Here is a 21,776-nt window from a genome sequence, read left to right as displayed (position 1 = left end):
AGGTCGGAAAGGTCGGCTTCTTTGGTGCAGCCCATGCTCAGCTCCGCCGCACGATGGTGGCAGGAAGGCGACCGCTGCAGGAACAGCGGGTGAGATGCCTGCCCTCACACCAGGGGCAGGGTACCCTACCACTGTCGCAACCGCACACAAAACCGCCGCGTCCGTGACAGCTCGCGCACTTCCAGAAACCGCTCCCGTTACAGGTCCTGCAAGCGCCGCCTGAGCGCGTTCCGGTGCCGCCGCAGTGGCCACAGGGGGCCTTCCCACCGCTGCACTGCGTGCAGAGGATGTGTCGGGCGCCGCCACAGCGGGAACACGTGACCTTCCCCTCGGTGCCGCAGGCGCTGCAGGGCTGATAGCCAACGCCCATGCAGCCCCCACACCCCCCGGTCAACTCGAAATCGAGCTCCTGCGTATAGACGACTTTCCCATCCTTCTCGACGAAAGAAACCAGGGCTCCAGCCTCGGCTGACCGCACCTGGCCGAACCCGTCGTAGGCGCGGGCTAGTACGCAGCGCTTGGGCTCTTGTGCGGTAGGAGCAGCTAGGGCGACACCCCATGCTTGGGGGTTCGCCGCGCGCCAACCCGCGATGATCGCAGACGCCTCAGCGTCGGAGACCGCGTCGTCCTCGAGCGTGAAGGGCGAGCCGGTACCGCTCGTGCTTGGCGCCACATATACGACCTCTGCGGGATTCCCGGCACCGGGCCGCACCCAGGACTGCCCTCCTCGGGTCAAGATCTCGTGGCGCTCGCCGCCGGAGGCTCCCTTCACGGTGAAGGTGCGGGCGCGAATCCCATAGTCGAGAGACGTGCGGCTGCGGAAGTCCTTCAGCACGCAGCGTCGGATTGCGGGCGGGATCACGCTGCCCCACAACATCAGCGGCCGCTTCTCGTCGTTCTCGGGATGCCAGATGCACGTGCCGCCCAGCTGCTGCCGTTCCGGGAGGTACGAATGGAGCCGGTGCCGCCCTGACGCGGTGACGATCCGGTAGCTGGGCGACCTTCCCTGCACGAACGCGGCGATCATCCCGATGTCGCCTCCGTCGACGCCGAGCGCCGCCTGGGCGATGGGCTCGCCGAGGTCCGTCCGCCCGGTGAGGACGTACAGCAGGAGCATCTCGCATGGCCGCCCGGCGGCGTACGCGGCGACCACCGACGAGCCAGCGCGAATGGCGTCCGCGGCGTCGCGGTTCAACAGGTCCCCCTCGTCGAATGGCACGAGCCGGGGCCGGGGCTCGCCGCGGAGCAGGACGAACCCGGTGTGCCGGAACCCCGCGGCCCGGCGCAGGGGCCGCTGGATAACCACGCCCGTCCCCAGCGCACGGCCTGGGAGCGCCCCGTGCGCGGCAAGCCGCGCCAGCGGCTCGCGGATTTCGTCGAGCGTTCGAACCTGCTCGTCGGAAAACTCCAGGAGCGCGTCGGGAATCGGGGGGACCAGGCATGCAGTCGCCAGCGCGGCCAGCGGGAAGCGCGCGCAGTTGCGCAGGGCCATCTCGGCGGCCGCGGCATCCAGAGCGGTCGCGCCCTCGCGGGCACGCAGCAGAAAGCGGACTCCCGCGAAGTCTCCGCTCCGCGCCAGGAGCAGCGCGGAATGCAGCTGCAGCTCACCTCCTGCTTTATCATCGTTCAGTAATTGATGCGCGGCCGCGGCGACTTCTCCGTTTCGAGCGTGTGCGTACAAGGCGCCCAGGCGGACGTGCGTGGGAAGTTTGTCGCTGCACGGGTCCGCCTCCCGCAGGAAGGCGGTGACGCTGCCGCCGTGTCGGTCGGACCCTGTCGTGAGCATCTAGCGCGTCCGGAAGGGCGCGATGTGGGAGTGGAGCCCGGTACCCGCGTCCGCGCGGATCCACAGCACCCGGTCCTTCAGGGAGGGGGTCAGCAGCGCCCAGAACGGCCGCACGGCACGCAACGCGCACACGCGGCCCGCGCCCTCGCTGCGAACGTAGATGCGGAGATGGCGCTGCTGCCCGAGCATCTGCTCCAGCAGCTCGCCGTGCTCCACCGGCAGGCGGTAGCGCACACCCCGAAGCCAGGCGAGGTAGTCGGCATGGCTCGCCGGCGGGGCGAGTTTCACACAGCGCTGGCAGAGCGGCCCGGGGACTCCGAACTCCTCAGTGTACGCTCCGGTCAGGCTCATTCCCTTGCCGCACCGGGTGCAGTAGGAAAGATGGCAGCCGGCGCACACCGAGTTGTCCGCAGCACACCCTCCCTGGCCGCACGACTCGCGGCCGCACCCACGGCAGACCTTCAGCGCATGCGTGGAGCCGTAGCTGCGGGTTCCGCACACCCCGCAGGTGCGCTGGTGAGCGCCGCAGGTTCCACCCCCGCACACCACGCAACGTGTGAGCGGGCGACGATGGACGTTCGCGTCCGCCGCGCAGTGCCGGCACTCGGCCCGGTCGCGCTCGCAGAGGAGGGTGCCGTCGGCGGCCAGCACCAGGTGAGTGACGCAGTGGAAGTCGCGGCAGGCCGCGCACGTCTCGCCGTGCGCGCTGCATACGCCTTCCCCGCACGAGGCACACTCCTCCAGGTCGGCGGCGACCCAGGCAACCCCCGGCGGGCAACCGGTGCAGTTCCGCGCACACCTCGGGCAGACGCGGCTGGAGGGACGGCCGTGGGCGGGCGCACTGTGGCTGTCGCACGCCGATGCGCCGCAGCCGGCGCAGGCACCCATGTGGTCGCCGCACAGCAGCTCCCCCCCGATGGCGCAGGTGCTGATGTGCACCTCGCACCCCACCTCGCCGCACGCGGAGCAGGCGCCCCGGGCAACGGTGCACACGCAGTGCACGTGCTGGCCAGGAATGCATGCCGCATACACCGAGGGATCGCCACACCGGGCACACGCCGGCCGATTCAGGCCGTCGATCGGCGACCAATGGAACTCGGTAGACACCAGGTTGCGCGTCCGCCCCGGCACCCTGAGCGTCCAGCCGAGGCTCGGGAACCAGGCACACATCACCTCCCGGAGCGATAGCCGAGCGGTGCAGCGGTACTTGGAGACGAGACCGTCCAGCTCGCTGCGTGCCCACTCGTCGACCTGTTCGCGCGCCGACGCGTCGTTTCCGTGCCCGGTCTCCAGCCTGGCAAGCTCGGCAACCAGGTGCCGCTGTATCCGGGAGCGATCCGCCTCCATCCGGGCCTCGATCTCGGCCCCAAACACAGCCAGGTCTTGGCGGACGCGCTCAAGCGCCAGGCGTTCACCCGCCTCCAGGGCCGCCCGGAGCGAGATGTCGCCCTCCTCAGGGCGGCCGTCGCGCAACCCGTCGAGCGGAACTCGTCCCAGCAGTCCCGGAATCTCCGCCCCGGTCTGAGCATCGACGGCCAGCCGCAGCCGGGATTGGATCGGCAGGTCCGTGCTGTACGTTACGTCCCATGTCAGAATCGCCACGGGGCGCCATCGGATCGTGACAGCCACCTTTGCTCCCACGATGCGGAACCCCATCCCCGGGATGGAGATCCGCCCGTCCGTCCCGTGCGTAAGCGGAGGAAGCCAGGCCTGGACCATCCGCAGGTCACCGTCACGGTTCAGGCGGTTGAGGATGAAGTGGTCGAGAAGCGGGTGCTCGGCCGTGATCAGCTCGGCTCCCACGTTGTGCTTTAGTTCGGACGACTCGCAGACCACGGTGATGTCGCCAAGCGAAACCGGACGGTCGGGGATGCCCAGGTGTGCGCCGGCGTCTGCGGCAACTCGCCACACGCCGGGCGCCACCTCGTGCGGGGTGATGCCCACGGAGTGGCGTAGCCAGTCGAGCACGATGGCTTCAACGGCGGTGGGGGCAGACTGGCTCATTCGTCGTAGTACTCGCCGGAGTCCGCGAACAGCGTGTTGAGTACCCGGGCGTCTCCTTCCTCGGCTCGGCGCCCCGCCTCGTCGATCGCGCGGTCGCAATGCGCCCGCGCGGTGACGGTGTCCCCCGCCTCGGTGTCCAGCGATACATCGAGAAAGATGTCTCCGAACCACTGCTGCGGGTCCTCGCCCTTCTCCAAGTTGCCGAGGATCGCCTGCAGAGGGCCGACCACGGCCTCGAACATCCGGATCTTCTGTTCGAGGATCTCGATGATGTCCTGCTCGATCGTATTCAGCAGTACGAGATTGATGATCTCGACCTCCGCGCTCTTGCTACCGAGCCGCTGGATGCGGCCGATGCGCTGCTCGATCCGCATCGGGTCCCAGGGGAGGTCGTAGTTGACCATGGTGGAGGCGAACTGGAGGTTCAGCCCCTGCTCAGCCTCGCCGGGACAGACGAGCACCGATGGACCCGCGTGGTAGAAGTCCCCGATCACGCGCTCGTTGCTTCCCCGGTCCGCTGCCTCGTCGTACCAGAACGCGGGCACGCCCGCCGCGTCAAGGCGCCGGTAAAGCATTCCCGCGGTCGCGTTGAACTGGGAGAACACCACGACCTTCGAGCCTCGCCGAGTGTCCCGGTTCCCCACGCGGGAGCGGACCTCGGCGATCATCGCTTCCACCTTCGGCTCGACAAGCGCGTCGAGGCGCCGATCGGCGGCGAGACGGCGTAGCCGGTGGAGGAGCTTCCCCTGTCCGCGACGGTCCAGCCGGGTCGCTATCTGGCCGATTCGCTCGTCGAATGCCGCGCGGCCAGAAGTCAGCCGCTCCCCAACTCCCCCACGGTCGAGCAACAGCTGCCGGAGGGGACCGTCCACGGCGTGCTCACGCAGCAGTGCCTGCGCCTCCTGGTAGACCTCCATTCCCTCCACCGGCGGCTGCAGACCGCGGCGACTCGCCCGACGCCGCGGAAATTGATAGTCAAGCGCGACCTGCGACCGAAGGTTGCGGATCATGACTTCCTGAACGATCCGGCGCAGCGTGTCCACGCGCCGCACGCCCAGGTCGCTCCCGTGGTCTTTATACGTGGTGAGGAACTCCTCCCGCGTTCCCACGTGGCCAGGGCGAAGCAGCGTAAGGATATTATGCAGCTCGCCGAGGTCGTCGTGCATCGGCGTTGCCGAGAGCAGCAGGAAGTAGCGCTTACGAAGGCCGCGCACCGTCGCGAGAGCGCGCGCGTTGGCCGGATCGTTCAGGTAGTGGGCTTCATCCACGACCACGAGGTCGAAATTCTGCGTGGCGAGCTCTTCGGCGTGCCACCGTTCCTCGATGGATGCATAGCTGGCGATGAGACGGTCGGAGCGCCACGCCAGGGTAGAGTCGACATCGCGGCCCAGGATCAGCAGTAGTTCGTCGAACTTGTCGAACAGCTCCGCCTGCCACTGGCTCACCAGCGACTGGGGACAGAGGACCAGAATGCGCGTCACCAGGTCGCGGACCAGGAGCTCTTTCATGACGAGGCCCGCCTCGATCGTCTTCCCGAGCCCCACCTCGTCGGCGAGCAGGGCGCGCCCGCGCATCCCGCGGAGCACGCGTAGGGCAGCCTCCCGCTGATAGAACATGGTGTCGACCCGGGGGAGCCGGTCGGCGCAAACCAGGCGGTCGAACCCCGGGTTGCCCTGAATCTCGGAGATCGCCGCGGCCAGTCGCGCGTGGTGGAGTGGAGCGACGCGTTGCTCCTCCCATGCCTTGAGCACCTCGGCCTGGGTCTGGGGTTCCACCGTCAGGGCCGGCAGCTCGCCTCCCGCCGGGCCATGGACGAGGAATCCGCCGCAGCGGACGCAGAAGCGCACCAGAAGCGGGCTGGTGGCGCCGCATTCGCACTGTTGGCCAGGGTGGTGCCCGGGGCGGCCGGCAAGGGCATCGCGGACCCGGAGCAGGTCCAGAGCCCCGTCCGTCCCCGTCATTGCATCGACCAGCTCGTCGGCCTCGGGAAGTACTTCCCGTGCCAGACGCGCCAGCCCCTCGAGGTCGGCCCTAACCGTCCGGGCTTCGGGCGCCAGGTCCATGGCCAGATCTACCAGCCATACGCGTGCGTCGACGATTTCGAACGAAGCGGGGCACACCCGGCCCAGGGCTACGGGGAACGGGGCCTGTGCATGCAGGAACAACAGGAGATCGGCGATGTCGCGCAACCACAGCCACCGCAGCGCCACCGCGGCGCATTCCGCGTTGAAGGCAACACCAGCAGGGAGCTTCAGGGTGACCTCCACCCTTCCGTTCCCGACCTTCACCTGGGCGATGGGTGGCAGTACGATGTGCGGCGGGGGGTCGGTGTGGAAGAACTTCAAGTGCCGTTCGGTGGCCGCATCTGCGGGTCCAACCAATGGCGGCCGTGAGACGACAATGATACCTACACCGCTGACCGAAGCGGGGGGTCCGGGAGGCGCCACCGCAAAAGAATGGCGACAGCGCGTGCATCGTGCGGCTTCGTCTGGATTGGCGTAACTACATCTTGGACAGTTCACTGAACTGGCTTCCTAGTGACGATCGCATTAAATGGCCCGCGACTAACTTACTCTAGGCAACGGCGAAGAACCACTCCCACGCCAATGCGCGACGGTGTGCCCGTGAGGCGCGGTGATTCTTTCATAGGGCCAGCCCGGCGGAGGCAGTCATGGGAAGTGGAGGCCCCAGCAGTCGGGCCAAGCGGTAGGGGGAATGGAAACCCGCTGGGAGGATCATCTGCCGTCCCCGCAGCGTTCCTTTCTCATACCCCGGTTCCTACATCTATCCCGGAATCCCCGCGGCTTCCGACGCTCTCCAGCTACGCTCAAACGCACGAAAAAGCGCCGTCGGCTGCGGAGACTGACGCAGCCGGCGCCGCTAACCTATTTCGTTGGGAATGTGGCGGTTCCGATCAGGAACCCACGATGGTCGCCTCCCACACGCCCGAGTACGTGTCCGGCTTCACGTTCCAGGAGAGCGGCATCGTGATGCTGAGCGTCTCCGTGTAGTCGCCTGCCGGGATGTTCGTCCGCCAAGCGTCGTTGAACTCGGCCATCACCTCCTCCGGGCCGCCGTCCACCGCGAGGCGCAGCGTCCCCACGGCGTACGTCGACCTGACGAGCGCCGCGCCCGAGGGGGAACCGGTAGCTGAGCGAGATCAGGCCGTTGCTGCCGTAGCTCATCGTGAGCGTCGCGGGCCCGGCTCCGGCCGGCCGCCACGTCGGCGGCGGTCGGTGTCGGGATAGTCACGCTGGAACTCGACAGGTTGAGATACGCGTTGATCGGCACCGTGACCGCGACCTCCGCCTGCTGGTCGACGCGGTTCTGCGCGTGCGCGCGCCCGGCGCGAGCGCCAGCAGGGCGGCCGCGGCCGCGAGGAACACCGACTTGTTCACCATCATCCATCTCCTCGAAAGGACGTTGAGTCGGGCAAAGCGCCCATGCGGCATCCGATCATCGGCACCGCGATCCCCCCGGGAACCGCGTGCGGCGGCGTCCCGGGCCGTAGCTCCACCGACTCCGCCACGTTCCCCCGGTTCTCCACGGTGAGCCACACTGTCTCGCCAACCTCGACTCGAATGAAGGCCGGGAGTTCCCGTGCGGAGGGAGAGCGCGTGTCTCTCCGCGACCCGCGTAGCCACAGCCATCCGGCGTCCGCCCACCACCACCTCGGCGAGCGTCTGCAGGCCCGCCGGCGCGGTCGCCGGGAGAACGAACGAAAGGGGCAGCACGGAGTCGGTGGCCTCACCGGTCGCCGGCCCGATCAGCCGGACCCCCGGCTTCGGTTCGACGCGGTACGCCCCGCGATCAACCGGCAATCGCACGGCGACCGTCACGATCCGTCCTTCCGGCCTGCCCGTCTGAGCAGGCGCCGAGGAAGCGCCCGCAACGAGCGCCACCAGGATGAGCGCCAGGGGACGCCGCGGCGCTGACGCACCCCGCGCTGGAGAACGAAAGCTACGAAAACTATCACGAGAGAACCCGCGGCACCCGGAGCGAGTGGATCGCCTCCCATATTACCGCCTCGTGGTCAGGTTCTCGCGTCCAAGCGGGCCCTTCACCCTCACCCGGTGTGGGTACGCGAAACGTTTCCCTTGCGGCTTCGTGCGGTCCGGTGCTTCTTGAGAAGGGTAACAGGATTTGCGCATTCGGGGCGCCGGGGGCAGCGTTCGTAAGCGGTCGAAAACCTACAACTTCGTCGCGCGCGAGCGGATCGCCGGCTTCTCGTCGTCGCCGGCGACTGCCCAGCTTCTGGGCTCGGCTCATCACGAAAGCGCTACTGCCTAACACGTTCGCGAACCGATCGGCGTGGCGTTCATCACGCGCGCGTGCGTCAACGTTGCGAAGCGGACCGTGAGCCATCCCGCAATTCGGGCCGGGGGGTCGAGGAGCCCGTTGCTCGAGCTGCCGGCGTACTGGTCGAGGAGTCTCTGTTGAGCGTTCGCTGAACACTCCCAGGCGCTCCCGACCCCCACTCGGTGACCCCAACCGGCTTGACGGCCCACCGTAGCTCGGTCAGAGCTGCGCATCTGCGCAAGCCTTGGAATCGCTGGGCGTTGCGCCCGCACCGACGGCGCCCGAGGCCGAACCGTTCCCGCGGGTCCACGAGCAGAGGCAATCCCGATACCGGGGACCATGGTCACCCCGCCGCGAACCGCGACCGAGTTGCCGGCGACGTACCTGCGCCGGCTCAACAAGGCGCCAAACCCAGGAACGTGAAAAGCCGAGAACAGGAGAACTCCGAATGGCCGATATCGAATTCGTGATCGAGACGCGAACGGGCAAACAGGCGGCGGGCACGCTGAAGTGGGCCGCGAAATCCCTTTCCGCATCAGCGGTGACCGGTCCGTTCGGAAACGGGGCGCTGCCGACCGGAAGCTATAGCGCGCCGCGCGCCAAGCTTCTCGACAAGCCTGCGAAGAGCAGTTACTGCGACTCGAAGGACCGGTGCTGGATGCAGGTGCTCGAACCGCAGTTCGCGACCACGCGGACGGACTTGGGGATCCACCCCGACGGCGGGGTGGCGGGGACCGAGGGGTGCATCGGATTGACCCAGGCAGACACCAAGGCCTGGTACGATGCCTTCTACGCCGTCTCGGGGAGCGTCACCGTCGAGGTGAAGGAGGGGTCCAAGCTGTTCGTGGCCGCCGAAACGCTACGGCGGCCGGAGCGGATCATCGTCGGGGTGATCGGCTCCGCCACGAAGGAATGGGAGGAGCATGCCGTCGGGCTTGGTGAGTGGATCGCCCGGCAGGGCTTCGACCTGCTGACCGGCGGCGGCCCGGGCGTGATGGCCGCGGTGTGCAGGGGATTCAGCGGCGTTCCGGACCGCCGCGGGGTGTCCTTCGGGATCATCCCCGGCAGGGTCGAGGAGAGCCCGAAGGGGACGAAGCAGGCGACCTGCAAGAAAGGCTACCCGAATCCGTGGGTGGACATCCCGATCTACACCCATCTTCCTGGTGATGACCCGCTGTCGGCAGAGAGCCGCAACCACATCAACGTGCTCACGGCGACGCTGCTGATCGCCCTGCCCGGCGGAACGGGGACGCATGCTGAAGCCAAGCTCGCGCTCGCTTACGGCAGGAAGGTGGTGGCGCTAGGCCAGCCCGAAAGTTGGGATCGGCCCCTCCCCGCTGGTGTTCCGATCCTGGCGGATCTGCCGGCGGTGGCGGAGTACGTGTCCACGTTCGTGACGCACTGACCGGGCGAGGCCGGCCGCCGGCGCGGGCCGCCGCACCCGCAGGAGCGAGTAGAGACAGAGAACCATGTCCCGCTGCTGCGCCGGACATGCTTTCCGTCAACGGTCAACCCCCTGCCCTCCTGGGGCGGTAGCCGGAGGTTCCCCATGGCCGACCAGCGGGTGTTGCGCGTATTCACGAAGAGCGGCGGGCAGTTCGAGGTGGTGCTGCGCGGGGACAAATTCGTCAGGCTTCCGAGGCCGGAGGCCGGCTCGGACGACCTCGAGGGCCTGACCCGCATCCTGGTCTACGACCGCCCGGACGCCGCCGAGCCCGCCTTCGCATTCGACGCCGTTCCCCTCGAAGCGCGGCTTTCCCACGTCCACATCCGCAAGGGAGGCAGGGAGGCCCTCGTCATGTTTGGCGTCCGCTGCGCGCTGCGCGGCGGCGCCCCGCTCGTCATCCTTGAACTGGAGCTGAGGAAGGACTTCCACGCTGCCTTTCTGAAGGTGAGGGATCTGGAGAACACGGGCCCGGAGATCTTCGAGACGGTGCGCCGGCTGCGGGACATCCCGGCGATCTGGGAGCAGTCCACGCGGAGGGTGCCCGGCAGGGCGGGGGCCCCGGTCGAGCCGGCGCTGGGGGTCCGGCTGGAGGACTCCATCCGCGTGTCGCTGGGCCGGCACCCCGGCTCCTCCGAGGGCGCGACGACGCTCTCCCTGCAGTTCGAGCGCGATGTCGAGCTCGACGGCCCCGAGCCGCTGCCGTTCCGCCTCCAGCCCGGAGCGAAGGCGGAGGAGCGCAAGGGCGTGCAGCTTGTCCAGCGCCCGTGCACGGCCGGACCCCTCTCGTCTCGACCCGAGACGGCGTGCGCCTGCGCGCTGGAGTTGCGGGGCCTGCGGGACCGCTGGGTGTTCGAGGCGTGGAACCGGCACGTGGTCCGCCCCTACCTGGAAGGGCTGCACACCGTGCAGTCCGGCCGCCCGATGTCGCTACTCCCCCGCTGGAAGACTGTGCAGGAGGGCGCCGCGCACCGGGAGCCGAAGGACCTGACCGGGAAGGACGCCTGGATGGTGCTGGGACGCCTGGAGGAAGGCTTTCCGCAGGAACCCCGGATAGGACGCGAGGCGCGCACCCGGTGGTCGCTCCAGCCCGCTCGGCAGATCCACACGCTAGCCGACCTCCCCGGCTTCGTCACCCACGAAGGGGCGCCATTCCTGACGCCGCTCCGCCTGAGCGCGCCCGCCCAGGATGCGGAGACCGTCCTGGCGGAGCCCTCCGCCCACTCCATGGAAAGCGTCCGCCTGCTCCGGTTCGCGGCCGCGCGGGTCCCGCCGGCGGCCGGCGCCTCGGTGGAACCACAGACGGTGCGGGTGGGGGCGCTGGACCTCGGGATCGATCCCCTCCCGCAGGCGGACGCGAAGCCCGGCGAATGGCTCGCGACGGTGTCGTTCCGTCCCGGCGGTGCCGCCGAGTTCCGGCGCAGCCTCCCGATCGTGGACCTGACCGCCGTGCTACGCCTGGCCACCGTGGAGCCCGGCGCTCAGGACCCGCTCCCGGGCGAAGAGTTCGTGGCCGAAGACGAGCCGCCGGAACGCGGCGGCGCCGCCTCGGGCTTCCGGCGCCGGCTACCGCTGGTGATCCCTCACACCGCGCTCGAGCCCGAGAAGGCGGATCCGTCCGGCGGCTTCGTCGTGGAGGCGCGCGAGCGCACGCTCGACGCCGCTTCGCAGACCATCACCCTGAACCTGAAGCGTCCCGAGGACGCCGAGACCCCGGAGGGGGCGGACCGGGCCGTGGCGCTGGACCGCATTCTGGTGATCGACACGGAGCCGTTCCTGGTGGCGCGCGTCGAAGTGCCGCCGCTGCTGAGTCCCGACCCGCTCCTGGGCGCCGAGATCGGCAACTGGAGCAACCGCTCGCCTGAGGGGGCCGGGTGGGAGCTGCGGGCGCGGGCCGGCGGCTTCACCCTGGTCCTTCCTCCCCAGGGGGTGGGCGAGGAGATGGAGCGTAGCGAGAACAGCGAGGTCCTCGAGCACCTGCAGGACATCGCTCCGAATGAACCGGCCGACTTCCGCTTCTCGCCGCCGGCCCGCTTCCGGCTGCTCGCCTCGTTCTTCCGGCAGAACTTCGCGGAGGCGCCCTGGAACCTGCGCCGCATCCTGGGCTTCCCCGGGCAGCGCGCCCCCGGCGCGGGCGTGGTGGATCTCTCCTTCGAGCTGCTGTACGGGATGGCCTGCCGCGTGGACGCCCCGTTCCTGCGGCTGGCAGAGCTGGCCGCGCTGCTGGGCGCCCCGGCCGGCCGGCTGCCGCCCTCACCCGCCGACGCCGACCTGCGCGCGGCGGGCAAGCGGAGCGTCGACTGGATCAAACTGTACGGCGACTTTGCGGCGCGGTGGACGGAAACCCTGCGCCTGCAGCGCGCGCGGATCGGGCTGCTGGAGCCGTGGAGCGCCGCGCAACCAGCCGGCCTGGTGCTCCGGGAGGGGGTGGAGTGCCGGCTCCGCGCCACCGCCCAGCTGCGCTTTCCCGGCGACCCGGAGCGCATCGAGAACCCCGCCCTGCGCGACCACGCCACCACGGGGCTGGCGGGAGGCGTAGCCTGGCCGTTCGAGTCCACCAACATCTACAACGCGGTCTGGCGCGTCCCCACCTCGGATGAGGCGGAGGTAGCGCAGCCGCGCTTCTCGGCGCTGGGCGGGTGGGGGTCGCAGAAGGTCAGCTTCGACAACCGGCGCACCACTATTCACGCCAGCGTGGCCATGGGGCGCACCTTCTACCAGGCCACCGAGCGGATCGGCCGCATCGGCGTGTTCTGGAACCGCGCCAAGCACGTGGTCATCTACGAGCGCACGGTGCGCCGGGCAGACCAGTTCAGCGGCGACCAGGACGAGCTGGCTGGACGCCCCGTGCTGCGCAAGGTGCGCGAGTACGTGGAGATCCTGGAGACAGACCGGCGCTACCCCGAGTCGGGCGCGGCGCCCGCGATGCGCGGGTTCGTGCTGGCGTGCTCGTTCCCGCCGCACGCGCGCATCATCAACGTGAACACCCGCTGGGGCCGCGACGTGGGCGACATCGGCTGGGCGGTGCCGCTCTGGGATCCCGCCGAAGCCCGGGCGAAACCCGAGGTCTACCCCCGGCCGGAGGTGCTGCTGGAGGTGGCCGCCGACCCCGAGAGCGGCGCGCCCACGGAGAAGGTGCGCATCGAGGATCCCCACAAGCTCGTCTTCTACACCGACACGCGCGCCGGCACCGACAGCCGCACCGACCTGTGGGAGCCGGTCTGGGGCGTGGACTACCTGGACCTGCTGCAGCAGGTCGAGACGCTCCCGGAAAGCGACGCCTCGCTGGGTGCCGAGCGAGAAGATGCGGAGCCGGTGCGCTCCGGCCACGACCGCTTCACCTACGCCGTCGCGCCGTCCCCGCGCGGCGTGAACCTGGTGGCCGAGCGCGCCGGGCGGGTGCTGGGCGCGGTGATCGCCAACGTCACCATGATGCGCGCGCCGGCGCTCCGCCTTCCCGAGAAGGACCCGGAGGACGCGAAGGAGCTGGAGAAGCTGAGGGAGCTGAAGGAGTTCGTCGAGAAGGAGGCGGCGCTCTCCGACCTCACCGGCGACGTGGCGGGCGCGTTCGACCCGCTGCTGGCGCGGCTGGCGGAGACGGGCCGCGTGGAAGAGGTCGCCAAGCTCTTGGGCCAGGCGAAGGCGCGCCTCGAGCGGGTGCGCGGCGCGGTCGGGAAGCTCCAGGGCGAGGCGCCGGACCTATGCCGCGAGCTGGGGGTGGCGGCGCAGGGGGTGTTCGACGGCGCGGCGCAGACGATCCGCCCCGGCCTGTCGCGCTTTCGCGGCCGGCTGCTCGAGCTGCTGGGGGGGCTCGACCCCGCGACGTGGCGGGAGGAGGCCCCGGCGCTGATCGACCGCGCCTTCGACGAGCTGGACGGGTTCCTGACGGCGAAGGTCGCGGTCCTGGACCTGAAGCAGCTTCCGCCGGGCGTCGACCGGGCGCTGGCCGACTTCGAGGAGGCCGCGGGGCGATGGGTGGAGCTCGCGGACGCGATGAAAGAAGCCGTGGAGACGGCCGCGGACCCGGATGCGCTGCGCAAGGAGGCCCGCCGGCGGCTGGACGAGCTCGAGCGGCGCCTCCAGCGCGAGGTGCAGCGCCTGGACGCGGCCGCCGCGGCGGTGTTCGGCGGCTGGTCCGGCGGGCGCCTGGACCGGGCCCGCGCGGCGCTGCTCGGGATCGGGAGGAGCCTGCAGGTGCAGGTCCGGCGGGTCGACGCCGCGATCGCCACCGTCACCGGAGAACCGGCGAAGCTCCAGGCCGCCGTGCTGGAGGCTCTCGCCGAGCTCCGGCAGGCCTTGGACGACGCGGCGAAGGCTCCCCGGAGCGCGGTGGAGGATGCGCGCGCGAGGGTGAGGGCGCTGGCCGACAACGTCCAGACCTGGCCCGAAGCGGCCCGCGCGGAGCTTCACGCGTTGGTGAACGCCCTGCCGAACCTGGAAAGCCTACAGGGCGCGGTGGCACGCCTGCTGGACGACGACTCCTTCGCGGACGTCCTCGCACGGTGGCGGGGGATGGTCGGAAAACGCGCCATGGCGGCCTGCAGCGCGCTCGTCCCCCCGCTCACGGAGCTGGCCGACCTCCTGGTCATCGATGACGTGGAGGCGGCGCTGGAGCGCCTGGTCGAGCGTGCGCCGGAAGAGCTGCGGGAGCTACGGGACGGGCTGGTGCGCCTGCGCGACAGCACCCGCACCCGCTACGCCGCCTATGCCGAGCAGGCGCGCGGCGCCATCGCCGCCCAGCGCCGGGCGCTCGAGAACAGGCTGCCGAAGGCGGACGGCGCGCTCCGGCTGGTCCGCGCCTTCGGCGACGCGCCGCGCGTCCCTGGGCTGGGCTTCAACCGCCGGCGCATCGAGTACTGGTTCGACGAGGCGGCCAGGGTCACCATGACGCCCGTGGTCGCCAGGGTGCGCACCGCGCTCGACGATGCGGGCGCGCGCCTGGAGGCGCTCGGCACGCAGGTGCCCACGCGCGAGCTGGCCGAGCGGCTGCTGCCGGCGGGGCTGGAGAGCTTCAGCCTGTCGCGCGTGTTCCCGCGCTTCGCCGGGCTCCAGCTCGACGACCTGTTCCCCGGCCTGCGGCTTCCGGGCGCGGCCAACCAGGGGGTGCAGATCACGCACGGGGTGGACCGGCAGTCGCTGCGCGCCTGGGTCGATACCGAGATCGACGTGCCCCTGGCCGACCGTCCGGCCACGCTCTTCTCGATCGGACCGGTGACCGTGCGCCTGCTCAAGGGACGCTTCCGCGCCCGCGCGCGGGTGGAGGCCGGGCCGGGGCGCCCGCCGGCCGCCGTCACCACCGGCGCCATCAGCGGCGACTGGGAGCTGGCGGTGGGGGGGATGGTCCTGGCCGTGTTCCGCGACACCGCGCTCGCCTATGACGAGTCTGGACACCTCCGCTTCGGCATCTCGCCCGAGAAGGTGGAGCTCCAGGCCGCGCTGCGCTTCCTCTCGCAGCTCATGGACTCCTTCGGCTACTCCGGGAGCGGCTTCGCGGTGGGGCTGCTCCCCCTGCCGCAGATCGGAGTGCGCTCGCTGTTGGACCTGCCGCTCCCCGACGTGCAGTTCGGGGCGTTCGGCATCGCCAACCTGCGGCTGAGCAGCAGCTTCGTGCTGCGCCTGGACGGCGGCTTCCGCATGGACGTGAGCCTGGCCGTGGCCCGCAAGACGGCGCCGTTCACGCTCACCGTGTTCATCCTGGGCGGCGGCGGCTGGCTGGAGGCCACCGCTAGCTACGCCCCCTCCACGGGGAAGGTGGAGACGCGGGTCACCATCGGCATCGTGGCCGGCGCCAGCCTGCGCATCGCGCTGGGGCCGATCCGCGGCGGCGTCTGGGTGACCTTCGGCATCTACGCCGAGTTCCAGAGCGGCGCCGGGGGCGGCCTGACCGTGGGGTTCGTGCTGGTGATCGGCGGCGAGGTGTGCCTGGCGGGGATCGTGACCGTTAGCATCCTCCTTCGCCTGGAGGCTCGCTACGGGCAGGACGGCAGCGTGGTGGGGCTGGGCACCTTCAGCGCGAAGATCAAGATCTGCTGGTGCTTCACCCTGGAGATCCGCAAGGACATCGAGTACGTGCTGGTGTCCGGCGGCCAGGGCGCCGCCCGCCGGTCGCTGGCGTCCGCCGGGGGCGGGGACGCGTACGACCACGCCGCCGAGGCGTACCTGAACCGGTTCGAGAAAACCTCCGCAGGGAGCTGACCCATGGCACGCATCGGGATTCTCTGCCACCTCGAGTCGCTCCCCCGCTACCGGGAGGACGTGCTCCACTTCAGCCTCAACGTCACGCCGGTGCTGGTGGACGTGACCGGGGACGAGCCGTGGGACCCGAAGTGGGAGCCGCTCCTGCAGCCATGGTCGCCCGCCTGGGGGCTGCACCCACCGCAGGACCACGCGGGCGCGTGGGAGCGCGTACTCCTCTGGCGCGGAAAAGGAAAGCCGCCGGTGCGCGGCGACGTGGTCCGCATCCGCCGGAGCGACTCCCGCACCGTGGAAGAGGAGCCGCTGCGCCGGGTGCTGGTGGAGCGCTTCGAGGGGCTGCGCGGGAAGGCGGGGGCGGAGGACCCGGGGCCGTTCACCTGGGAGCCCAGGCCGGTCACCGCCGAGTCGCCGCTCGGCGAGCGCCCGAAGTGGCACGCGCTGCTGGCCAACGCCATGCGCTACCCCGCGCCCCTCCCCCGGGCCCTCTCGCTCTGCTGCATCTTCACGGTGAAGGAGGCGGAGCTGGAGGACGCCACCGAGCTGTTCGCCGCGCCCATGCTGGCCGAGCACGCCCCGGTCGCGGAAGTGGACCCCGAGCCGCTGGAGGCGACCGGCATCTTCACCTGGGAGCTCGAGCGCACCTCCGGGGAGGGCGGCCCGCCCCTGCGCGCGTACTCTCCGCCCTTCCCCTGGAAGGACAAGGCGCTGCAGGAAGAGGAGGAGGACGCGGAGAAAGACTTCTTCGACGTGGCGCGGTACTGGGTGAAGAAGCCGCCGGAGGAGGCCGGCCACGCGTCGGCCTACTCGGGCGACTGGAGCGTGGAGCTGGAGACCCGCCTGGCGCACGGGTTCGACCTGGCGCAGCGGCTGGTCGACTTCGCGCGCGAGCACGACCAGGTGCCGCTCGGCACGCCGTACCGCGACGCCGTGCTGGCGGCGCTGCGCGACACCGCGGATACGGGACTGCTCCCGCTGGAGCCCGCCCGCAGCCGGGGGAGCGTGGCGGAGGACCTGCTGCGCCGGTTGCGGCCAGACCCCTCGTCCGACGCCCGCCTGAAGGCGTTCCTGGACGCGCTGAAGCACTTCGAGCAGGTCTTCTGGACACGTGATGAGGACCAGGTGGAGCGCTGGCGGCGGCTCCTGGTGGAGGCGGTCCCCGAGCTGGCCGGCCTCGGGATCCTGGCGGACGAGCGCGAGGAGGTGGCCCGGTTCCTAGCGGGGGAACGCCGCCGCGCCGTCGACGAGCTGGACCACCTGCAGAGCGTCCTCGCCCGCGAGGAGGTCGCCGGCGCGCTCCTCCTGCACCAGTGGGAGCGGGCGGTGAGGTTCGCGAAGGAGAAGGGGATCTCCGGGAGCGCCGAGGCCGAGGCGTTCTGGACGGACGTCGCCGGCCCGCTCCGGCGGGAGGTGGTGCCGGAGGTCCGGCTGCGCGAGCGCCTGCTGCGCGCCAGCTTCGCCTCGGCCTGGGGGCGCATCCTGCGCCCGGTGCCCACGGGCGAGAGCGAGCGCGAAGCGCTGGCGGAGGGCGCCGGCGCCTGGCTGCGGGCCCATTTCCGCGCGCGGTTCCGGCTCGCTCCCGCAGAGGGCGAGGGAGTGGCGGAGGGCGAAGCGGCGCTCGGCGCCGAGTACGCCCGGCGCCGCCCCCGCACGGCGCCCGCGGAACTCCCCGCCGTGCTCCCGCGGTGGCTGCGCGCCACCGGACGCGCGTTCGCCGAGAGCCGTGCGCTCTCGCCCCTCCACCACGCCGCCCCCCCGGCGACCGAGACTCCCACCGGCGTGACGATCCAGGTGGCCCGGCTGGCTGGAGCCACGGGCCTCGACGGGAGCGAAGCGGGGACGAAAGCGGAAGCCGAGGCCGACTGGACGGACGAGCTGCGCCAGGTGGCGGGCGTGGGCGTGCTCATGCGCGAGGTGGTGGCCGGCGCCCCGGGGCTCGGCGACGCGGGGCGGTGGCGCTGCCTGAACCTGGCCGACGTCCACTACGGTCCCAGGCTCCCCGAAGCGAAGGGCCTCCTGGCGGTGGAGAACGTGGTGGCGCCCTGGCGGCTGCAGTACCAGGGCGAGCTGCGGCAGGCCTTCGTCACCTACGACAACCAGCCGCTGATCGCGGACAGCCCCGCCACGGAGCTCGCGGGGCCGGTCGAGATGGCCGCCGCCGCGCCGGAGGCCGGCGACGCCGAGCTCTTCGAGCACAAAGCGCCCGAGCTCGGCAATTCCGAGGGTGACCGCGCGGTGGCGGCGTGGGCCTTCCTCCCCGCCCTCCGCTTCGGCGCGCGCTACGAGATCCTCCCCTTCCTGATCGGCACGGGCGGCGCCCTCCCGGCCGCGCTCGCCGACCCCGAAGACCCCACCTGCATCGTGGGCGCAGACGGCTTCGCCTTTCCCGGAGACGCCGCGAAGCCGCCCCGCTCCTACGTGCGCGAGGTGCTCTACGACCGCCGCGTGCGGGTAGGACGGGTGCGCTGGGGCGGCCTGAAGTCGCCCACGGCGGAGGGGAGGAAGCCGGTGATGGAAACGCTCCCGCTCCCCCGCTACCCCGAAGAGGTCGTGCCGCTCGCCCGGGATCTGGCGGGGAACCTGGGCGGGATGAAGGGCGAAGTCGAGCCCCCGCTCCACAGGCTCCCCCCGGTGCCCGGCGAGCAGGAGGAGCCGGGCGGCGACGCGCCCCTGGCGCTGCTCTGGAACGACGGGCGCGCCCTGCCGGACGAGACCAACGCGCGACGCTACACCTTCGGTGTCCGCAAGCCCGCCGCGGACCTGCTCACGTGGGACCGCTGGGTGGCCGGCGGCGAACGCACCCTGGAGCAGCGCCGGAAGGTGTGGGCGGGGGTCCACCGCGAGAACGCCCTGCGCTCCGCCGCCCCGCGCGGCCAGAACTCCCCCGACGCCACGCTCGACGACCCGGCCGTCGACGGCTTCTTCTTCCAGCTCTTCCCGCTCTACGCCCGGAGCCCCATGGCGGTGCCAGCGCGGCGGGTGGCACGCGCCGCACCCGCGCTCGATGGTCTCGAGGCCGAGCAGGCCCCCGCGCTGCGGGTGACCTGCATGCTCGGAGAGGAAGGGACCCCGGCCGGGATGGATCTGAACGGCTCCGGCGAGGTGGGGGTGCGCGTTCCCGAGGGAGAGATCTGGGAGCTGCGCATCTGGGCCACCGTCCCCGAGACGGCGAAGCTCGGCCCGACTGTGCTGCGCGACGCCGAGCACTTCGAGGACCCCGGCATCCCGGGGGCCACGGTGCAGTGCTTCTCGCCGCTGCGCCTGCTCATCGAGGGCGCCACGTCGAAGATGCCCGACTCGACGGACCTCTGGAGGGCGCTGGACGTGGCGGTGGACGGGGCCGGGCGCGCCGTCACGGTCCGGCTGGATCCCACGTCGCCCGGGATGGAAGACGTCGCGCCGCTGCTGAAGAAGGTGGAGCTGAAGCGGCAACTGTGGCGCTGGAACGGCCGCGGAGTCGGCGGCGAGGAGCCGCCGCTGGAGCCCGCCCCCCTGGACCCCGACCCGGACGCGGAGAGCCCCGCCCTGAGCGAGGCCATGCGGTGGGAGGTGGGGGCCTTCAGCGACCGCACCCCCTTCGACTACCTGCTCACCGCCGCGGAGGTGAGCTTCACGGACCCGCCGGGCTACCGTCGCAGCCGCGGCGACGTCACGCTGCCGGGAGACGCCGGCGGCGCGGTGCGGGTCCCCCCGCACCCGCCGCTCTTCCGCGAGGAGTTCGGGGGCGACCGCCGCGCGCGCTACTACCGCTTCGCCGTGCGCGCCTACAGCCGCTACGACGCGCTCTTCGCGGCAGGCACGGGGAAGAGTGGACACTGCCACCCGGATCTGCCCGACCCCTGGCGGCGGGGGCTGGCGCGCGCCCGTCCGCGCGTCGGCGAGCCGGTCTCGCCCCCGCTGGTGCGCATCGTGGTGCCGCTCACCGAGGCCGCCGGGCAGGCTCGCGGCGAGGACAGAGCGGCTCCCCCTCCCCGGCTCGGCTTCCTCGTGGTGCTGAACGAGACGTGGTACGACGCATATGGCTTTCCCGAGAAGCTGGAGGCCTCCGTCGAGATCGCCCGCGACCCCGTCACGGGCGAGACGGAGGGGAGGCTGGAGATGGGAGCGGACCCGATCCTCACCCACGAGGGACTGGATGCGGCGCGGTGGGACCTCCGCGGGTTCAGCATGGACGCGCCCGCGGTGGACGGTGTGGAGCACGCGGGCGCCGCGCTGAAGCTGCGCGGGCCGATCGGCTACACCTTCGATACCGACAGCGACGCGCCCCTGTTCGTCCACTCGTCGTTCGTGCTGGAGGCCGAGCCGCCGCCCACCCTGCAGGGCACCGGCGAGCGGCTGGACCTCTCCTGGCACTTCATCAAGCTCCGCTTCCGCCGGATGCTGCCGCCCAGGAGCATCCAGGGGACGAAGAGCCCCGCCCACAGCGAGTGGACGCTCCCGTACTGGGTGCAGTTCCTCCCCGACGCCTCGCGGTACAGCGTGCGCACCCTGCAGGGAGCCGAAAAGCCGCAAGTGGGGCTGGCGGACCTCCACCTGGTGCTGGCGGGCCGCCGAGTGCAGCTGCAGCTGCGGCACGAGCACGAGAACAAGGACGTGGACGTGGAGCTGGCGCCGCCGCCGGAGCCGTTCCAGCTCTGGGGCGTGGTCACCCGGCGCATCCGTGACGTGCTAGGCCGCGAGCAGGAAAGGTTCGTGGCGCTCGAGCCCTTGCGCGGGGGAGGGTGCCAGATCCCCGAGGCCGTCGCGCTCCCCGCCGGCCTCGCGAATGCGGACCTGTGCCTGCGCATCGTGGAGGTGCAGAAGGCGCCGCGCACCCCGCCGGCCGGCGGGGTGCCGCTCCCGGACCCAGTCCACGGCGGCGATCTGGTGGATCGGATGTTCGGTCCGGACGGCGAGGACGCGCCTCTGCGGATCGTGCGCGTCTCCGGTGCGATCGGCGGCGGCAACTGAAGCCAATGCTGGACCAAGCCCGCGCGAAGCGGGGCGGAGCATCGGAGCCAGACCCGCAGGCGGTCCCCTTCACGCCAGCGGCGCCGGAGCCCGGGTGAACGGAGGCAGGAGGGGTCAGGCGTCGTCGTCGCCGTCCGGGTCGCCGTCGTCGATCGGGGTGACGGCCGAGGACGAGCCGTTGAGGAAATCGAGGATCGCCTGTGCGATCGCCTGTGCGAGGGAGGCGCGGTATGCGGAGCCACCGAGCCGCGCTTCGTCGGCCGGGTCAGTCAGGAAGCTGACCTCGGCCAAGCAGGCGGCGGTGTCGAGGTCGTGGAACAGCGGGCTGAGAACGCCCAATCCCTTCCGACGCACGCCGCGGTCCGCGTAGCCGCTCGCCGCGACCAGTCGCTGCTGGACGCTGGGGCGAGGAGGACGCTGTCGGCGCCAGCCGCGCTGTGGACCCAGGTCTCAGTGCCCTGGACGGCAGGATTCGCGTTCCCGTTAAAGTGCAACGACACGAACGCAGCCGCGTTGCGGTGGGCGGCCACTGCCGCGCGGTCCTTCAGGTCCAGGTTCACGTCGGCGTCGCGCGTGAGGACCACCTCATGGCCGTGGCCCTGAAGCGCGTCGAACAGGCGCAGCCCCAGATCGAGCGTCAACGTCTTCTCCTTCGTGCCGCCCGGCCCGGTCGCGTTATTCGCGCTGGACTTCCCGACCTTCGCCGCACCCCCATGCCCCGGATCGATTACGACGACTTTCATGTTGCCCCCCCATAGCCGGATGATCGCACTTAGCGGTCCTATCCAGGACTTGATGGCCGAGCGCCTGAAATTCTCCGCGCAGCCGCTCACGTGTCGCGCAACTCGACGATGCGAAATTAGCCAACCAAGTCACTGTAACAGCCGCCGAATGATTAAGCCGGTGGATAGGTCCGGCAGAAGGTTAAGGTCCATCTGTAGCTTCATTGTCGAAGGCATCCTTGTCGGAGAGGAACTGGAAGTTGCAGACAGATCGGCCCGTCGCGGAACGCGCACCTCCGCTCGTCTCGGATCGGGGCTCCATTGCGCCGTGTGTCCCCGCACACGATGGGCGTACAACCTCGGCGACCCGTTGCAAATA

The 21,776-nt window shown here is 70.9% G+C and carries 7 protein-coding genes and 1 pseudogene; 3 read left to right on the top strand and 5 right to left on the bottom strand.

Features of this window, described 5'->3' with window-relative positions:
• Positions 1-37: 37 nt before the first annotated feature.
• From VF584_11680 to VF584_11665, 4 genes are all read right to left on the bottom strand, one after another.
• Complete coding sequence (locus VF584_11680; protein ID HEX8210828.1) at positions 38-1,786, bottom strand: hypothetical protein; 1,749 nt, start codon at positions 1,784-1,786, stop codon at positions 38-40.
• The gene (locus tag VF584_11675) at positions 1,787-3,790 is read right to left on the bottom strand and encodes a hypothetical protein (GenBank protein HEX8210827.1); all 2,004 of its coding nucleotides are present in this window, start codon (positions 3,788-3,790) and stop codon (positions 1,787-1,789) included.
• A complete protein-coding gene (locus VF584_11670; GenBank protein HEX8210826.1) occupies positions 3,787-6,135 on the bottom strand; it encodes a DEAD/DEAH box helicase in 2,349 nt (782 codons plus the stop codon). The genes VF584_11675 and VF584_11670 overlap by 4 nt, the downstream gene beginning before the upstream one ends.
• A 569-nt stretch (positions 6,136-6,704) precedes the next feature.
• Positions 6,705-6,893: a hypothetical protein gene (locus VF584_11665; protein HEX8210825.1), complete on the bottom strand. Its 189-nt coding sequence runs from the start codon at positions 6,891-6,893 to the stop codon at positions 6,705-6,707.
• 1,644 nt (positions 6,894-8,537) lie between these two features.
• Here VF584_11665 and VF584_11660 point away from each other — a divergent pair.
• The 3 genes from VF584_11660 to VF584_11650 all read left to right on the top strand — a co-directional run bounded on the left by VF584_11660 (position 8,538) and on the right by VF584_11650 (position 20,675).
• The gene (locus VF584_11660; protein HEX8210824.1) at positions 8,538-9,494 is read left to right on the top strand and encodes a hypothetical protein; all 957 of its coding nucleotides are present in this window, start codon (positions 8,538-8,540) and stop codon (positions 9,492-9,494) included.
• A gap of 144 nt (positions 9,495-9,638) precedes the next feature.
• Positions 9,639-15,728 (top strand): hypothetical protein, encoded by a 6,090-nt coding sequence (locus VF584_11655; GenBank protein ID HEX8210823.1) that lies wholly within the window; start codon positions 9,639-9,641, stop codon positions 15,726-15,728.
• 3 nt (positions 15,729-15,731) lie between these two features.
• Positions 15,732-20,675, top strand: a complete 4,944-nt coding sequence (locus tag VF584_11650; protein HEX8210822.1) for a hypothetical protein — start codon at positions 15,732-15,734, stop codon at positions 20,673-20,675.
• A 114-nt stretch (positions 20,676-20,789) separates the two neighbouring features.
• Here the strand turns inward: VF584_11650 and VF584_11645 are convergent.
• Positions 20,790-21,418, bottom strand: a pseudogene (locus VF584_11645) (N-acetylmuramoyl-L-alanine amidase).
• Positions 21,419-21,776 lie beyond the last annotated feature (358 nt).

It is taken from the genome of Longimicrobium sp., from assembly GCA_036389135.1.
GTDB lineage: Bacteria > Gemmatimonadota > Gemmatimonadetes > Longimicrobiales > Longimicrobiaceae > Longimicrobium.
The sequence above is the reverse complement of the archived record's forward strand: the minus strand, read 5'-3'. Positions and strand labels throughout refer to the sequence as shown.

What these genes read in the sequence shown, in the direction of transcription:
- VF584_11680 (HEX8210828.1), bottom strand. Translation starts at nt 1,786, where the DNA reads ATGCTCACGACAGGGTCCGACCGACACGGCGGCAGCGTCACCGCCTTC.
- VF584_11675 (HEX8210827.1), bottom strand. Translation starts at nt 3,790, where the DNA reads ATGAGCCAGTCTGCCCCCACCGCCGTTGAAGCCATCGTGCTCGACTGG.
- VF584_11660 (HEX8210824.1), top strand. Translation starts at nt 8,538, where the DNA reads ATGGCCGATATCGAATTCGTGATCGAGACGCGAACGGGCAAACAGGCG.
- VF584_11655 (HEX8210823.1), top strand. Translation starts at nt 9,639, where the DNA reads ATGGCCGACCAGCGGGTGTTGCGCGTATTCACGAAGAGCGGCGGGCAG.
- VF584_11650 (HEX8210822.1), top strand. Translation starts at nt 15,732, where the DNA reads ATGGCACGCATCGGGATTCTCTGCCACCTCGAGTCGCTCCCCCGCTAC.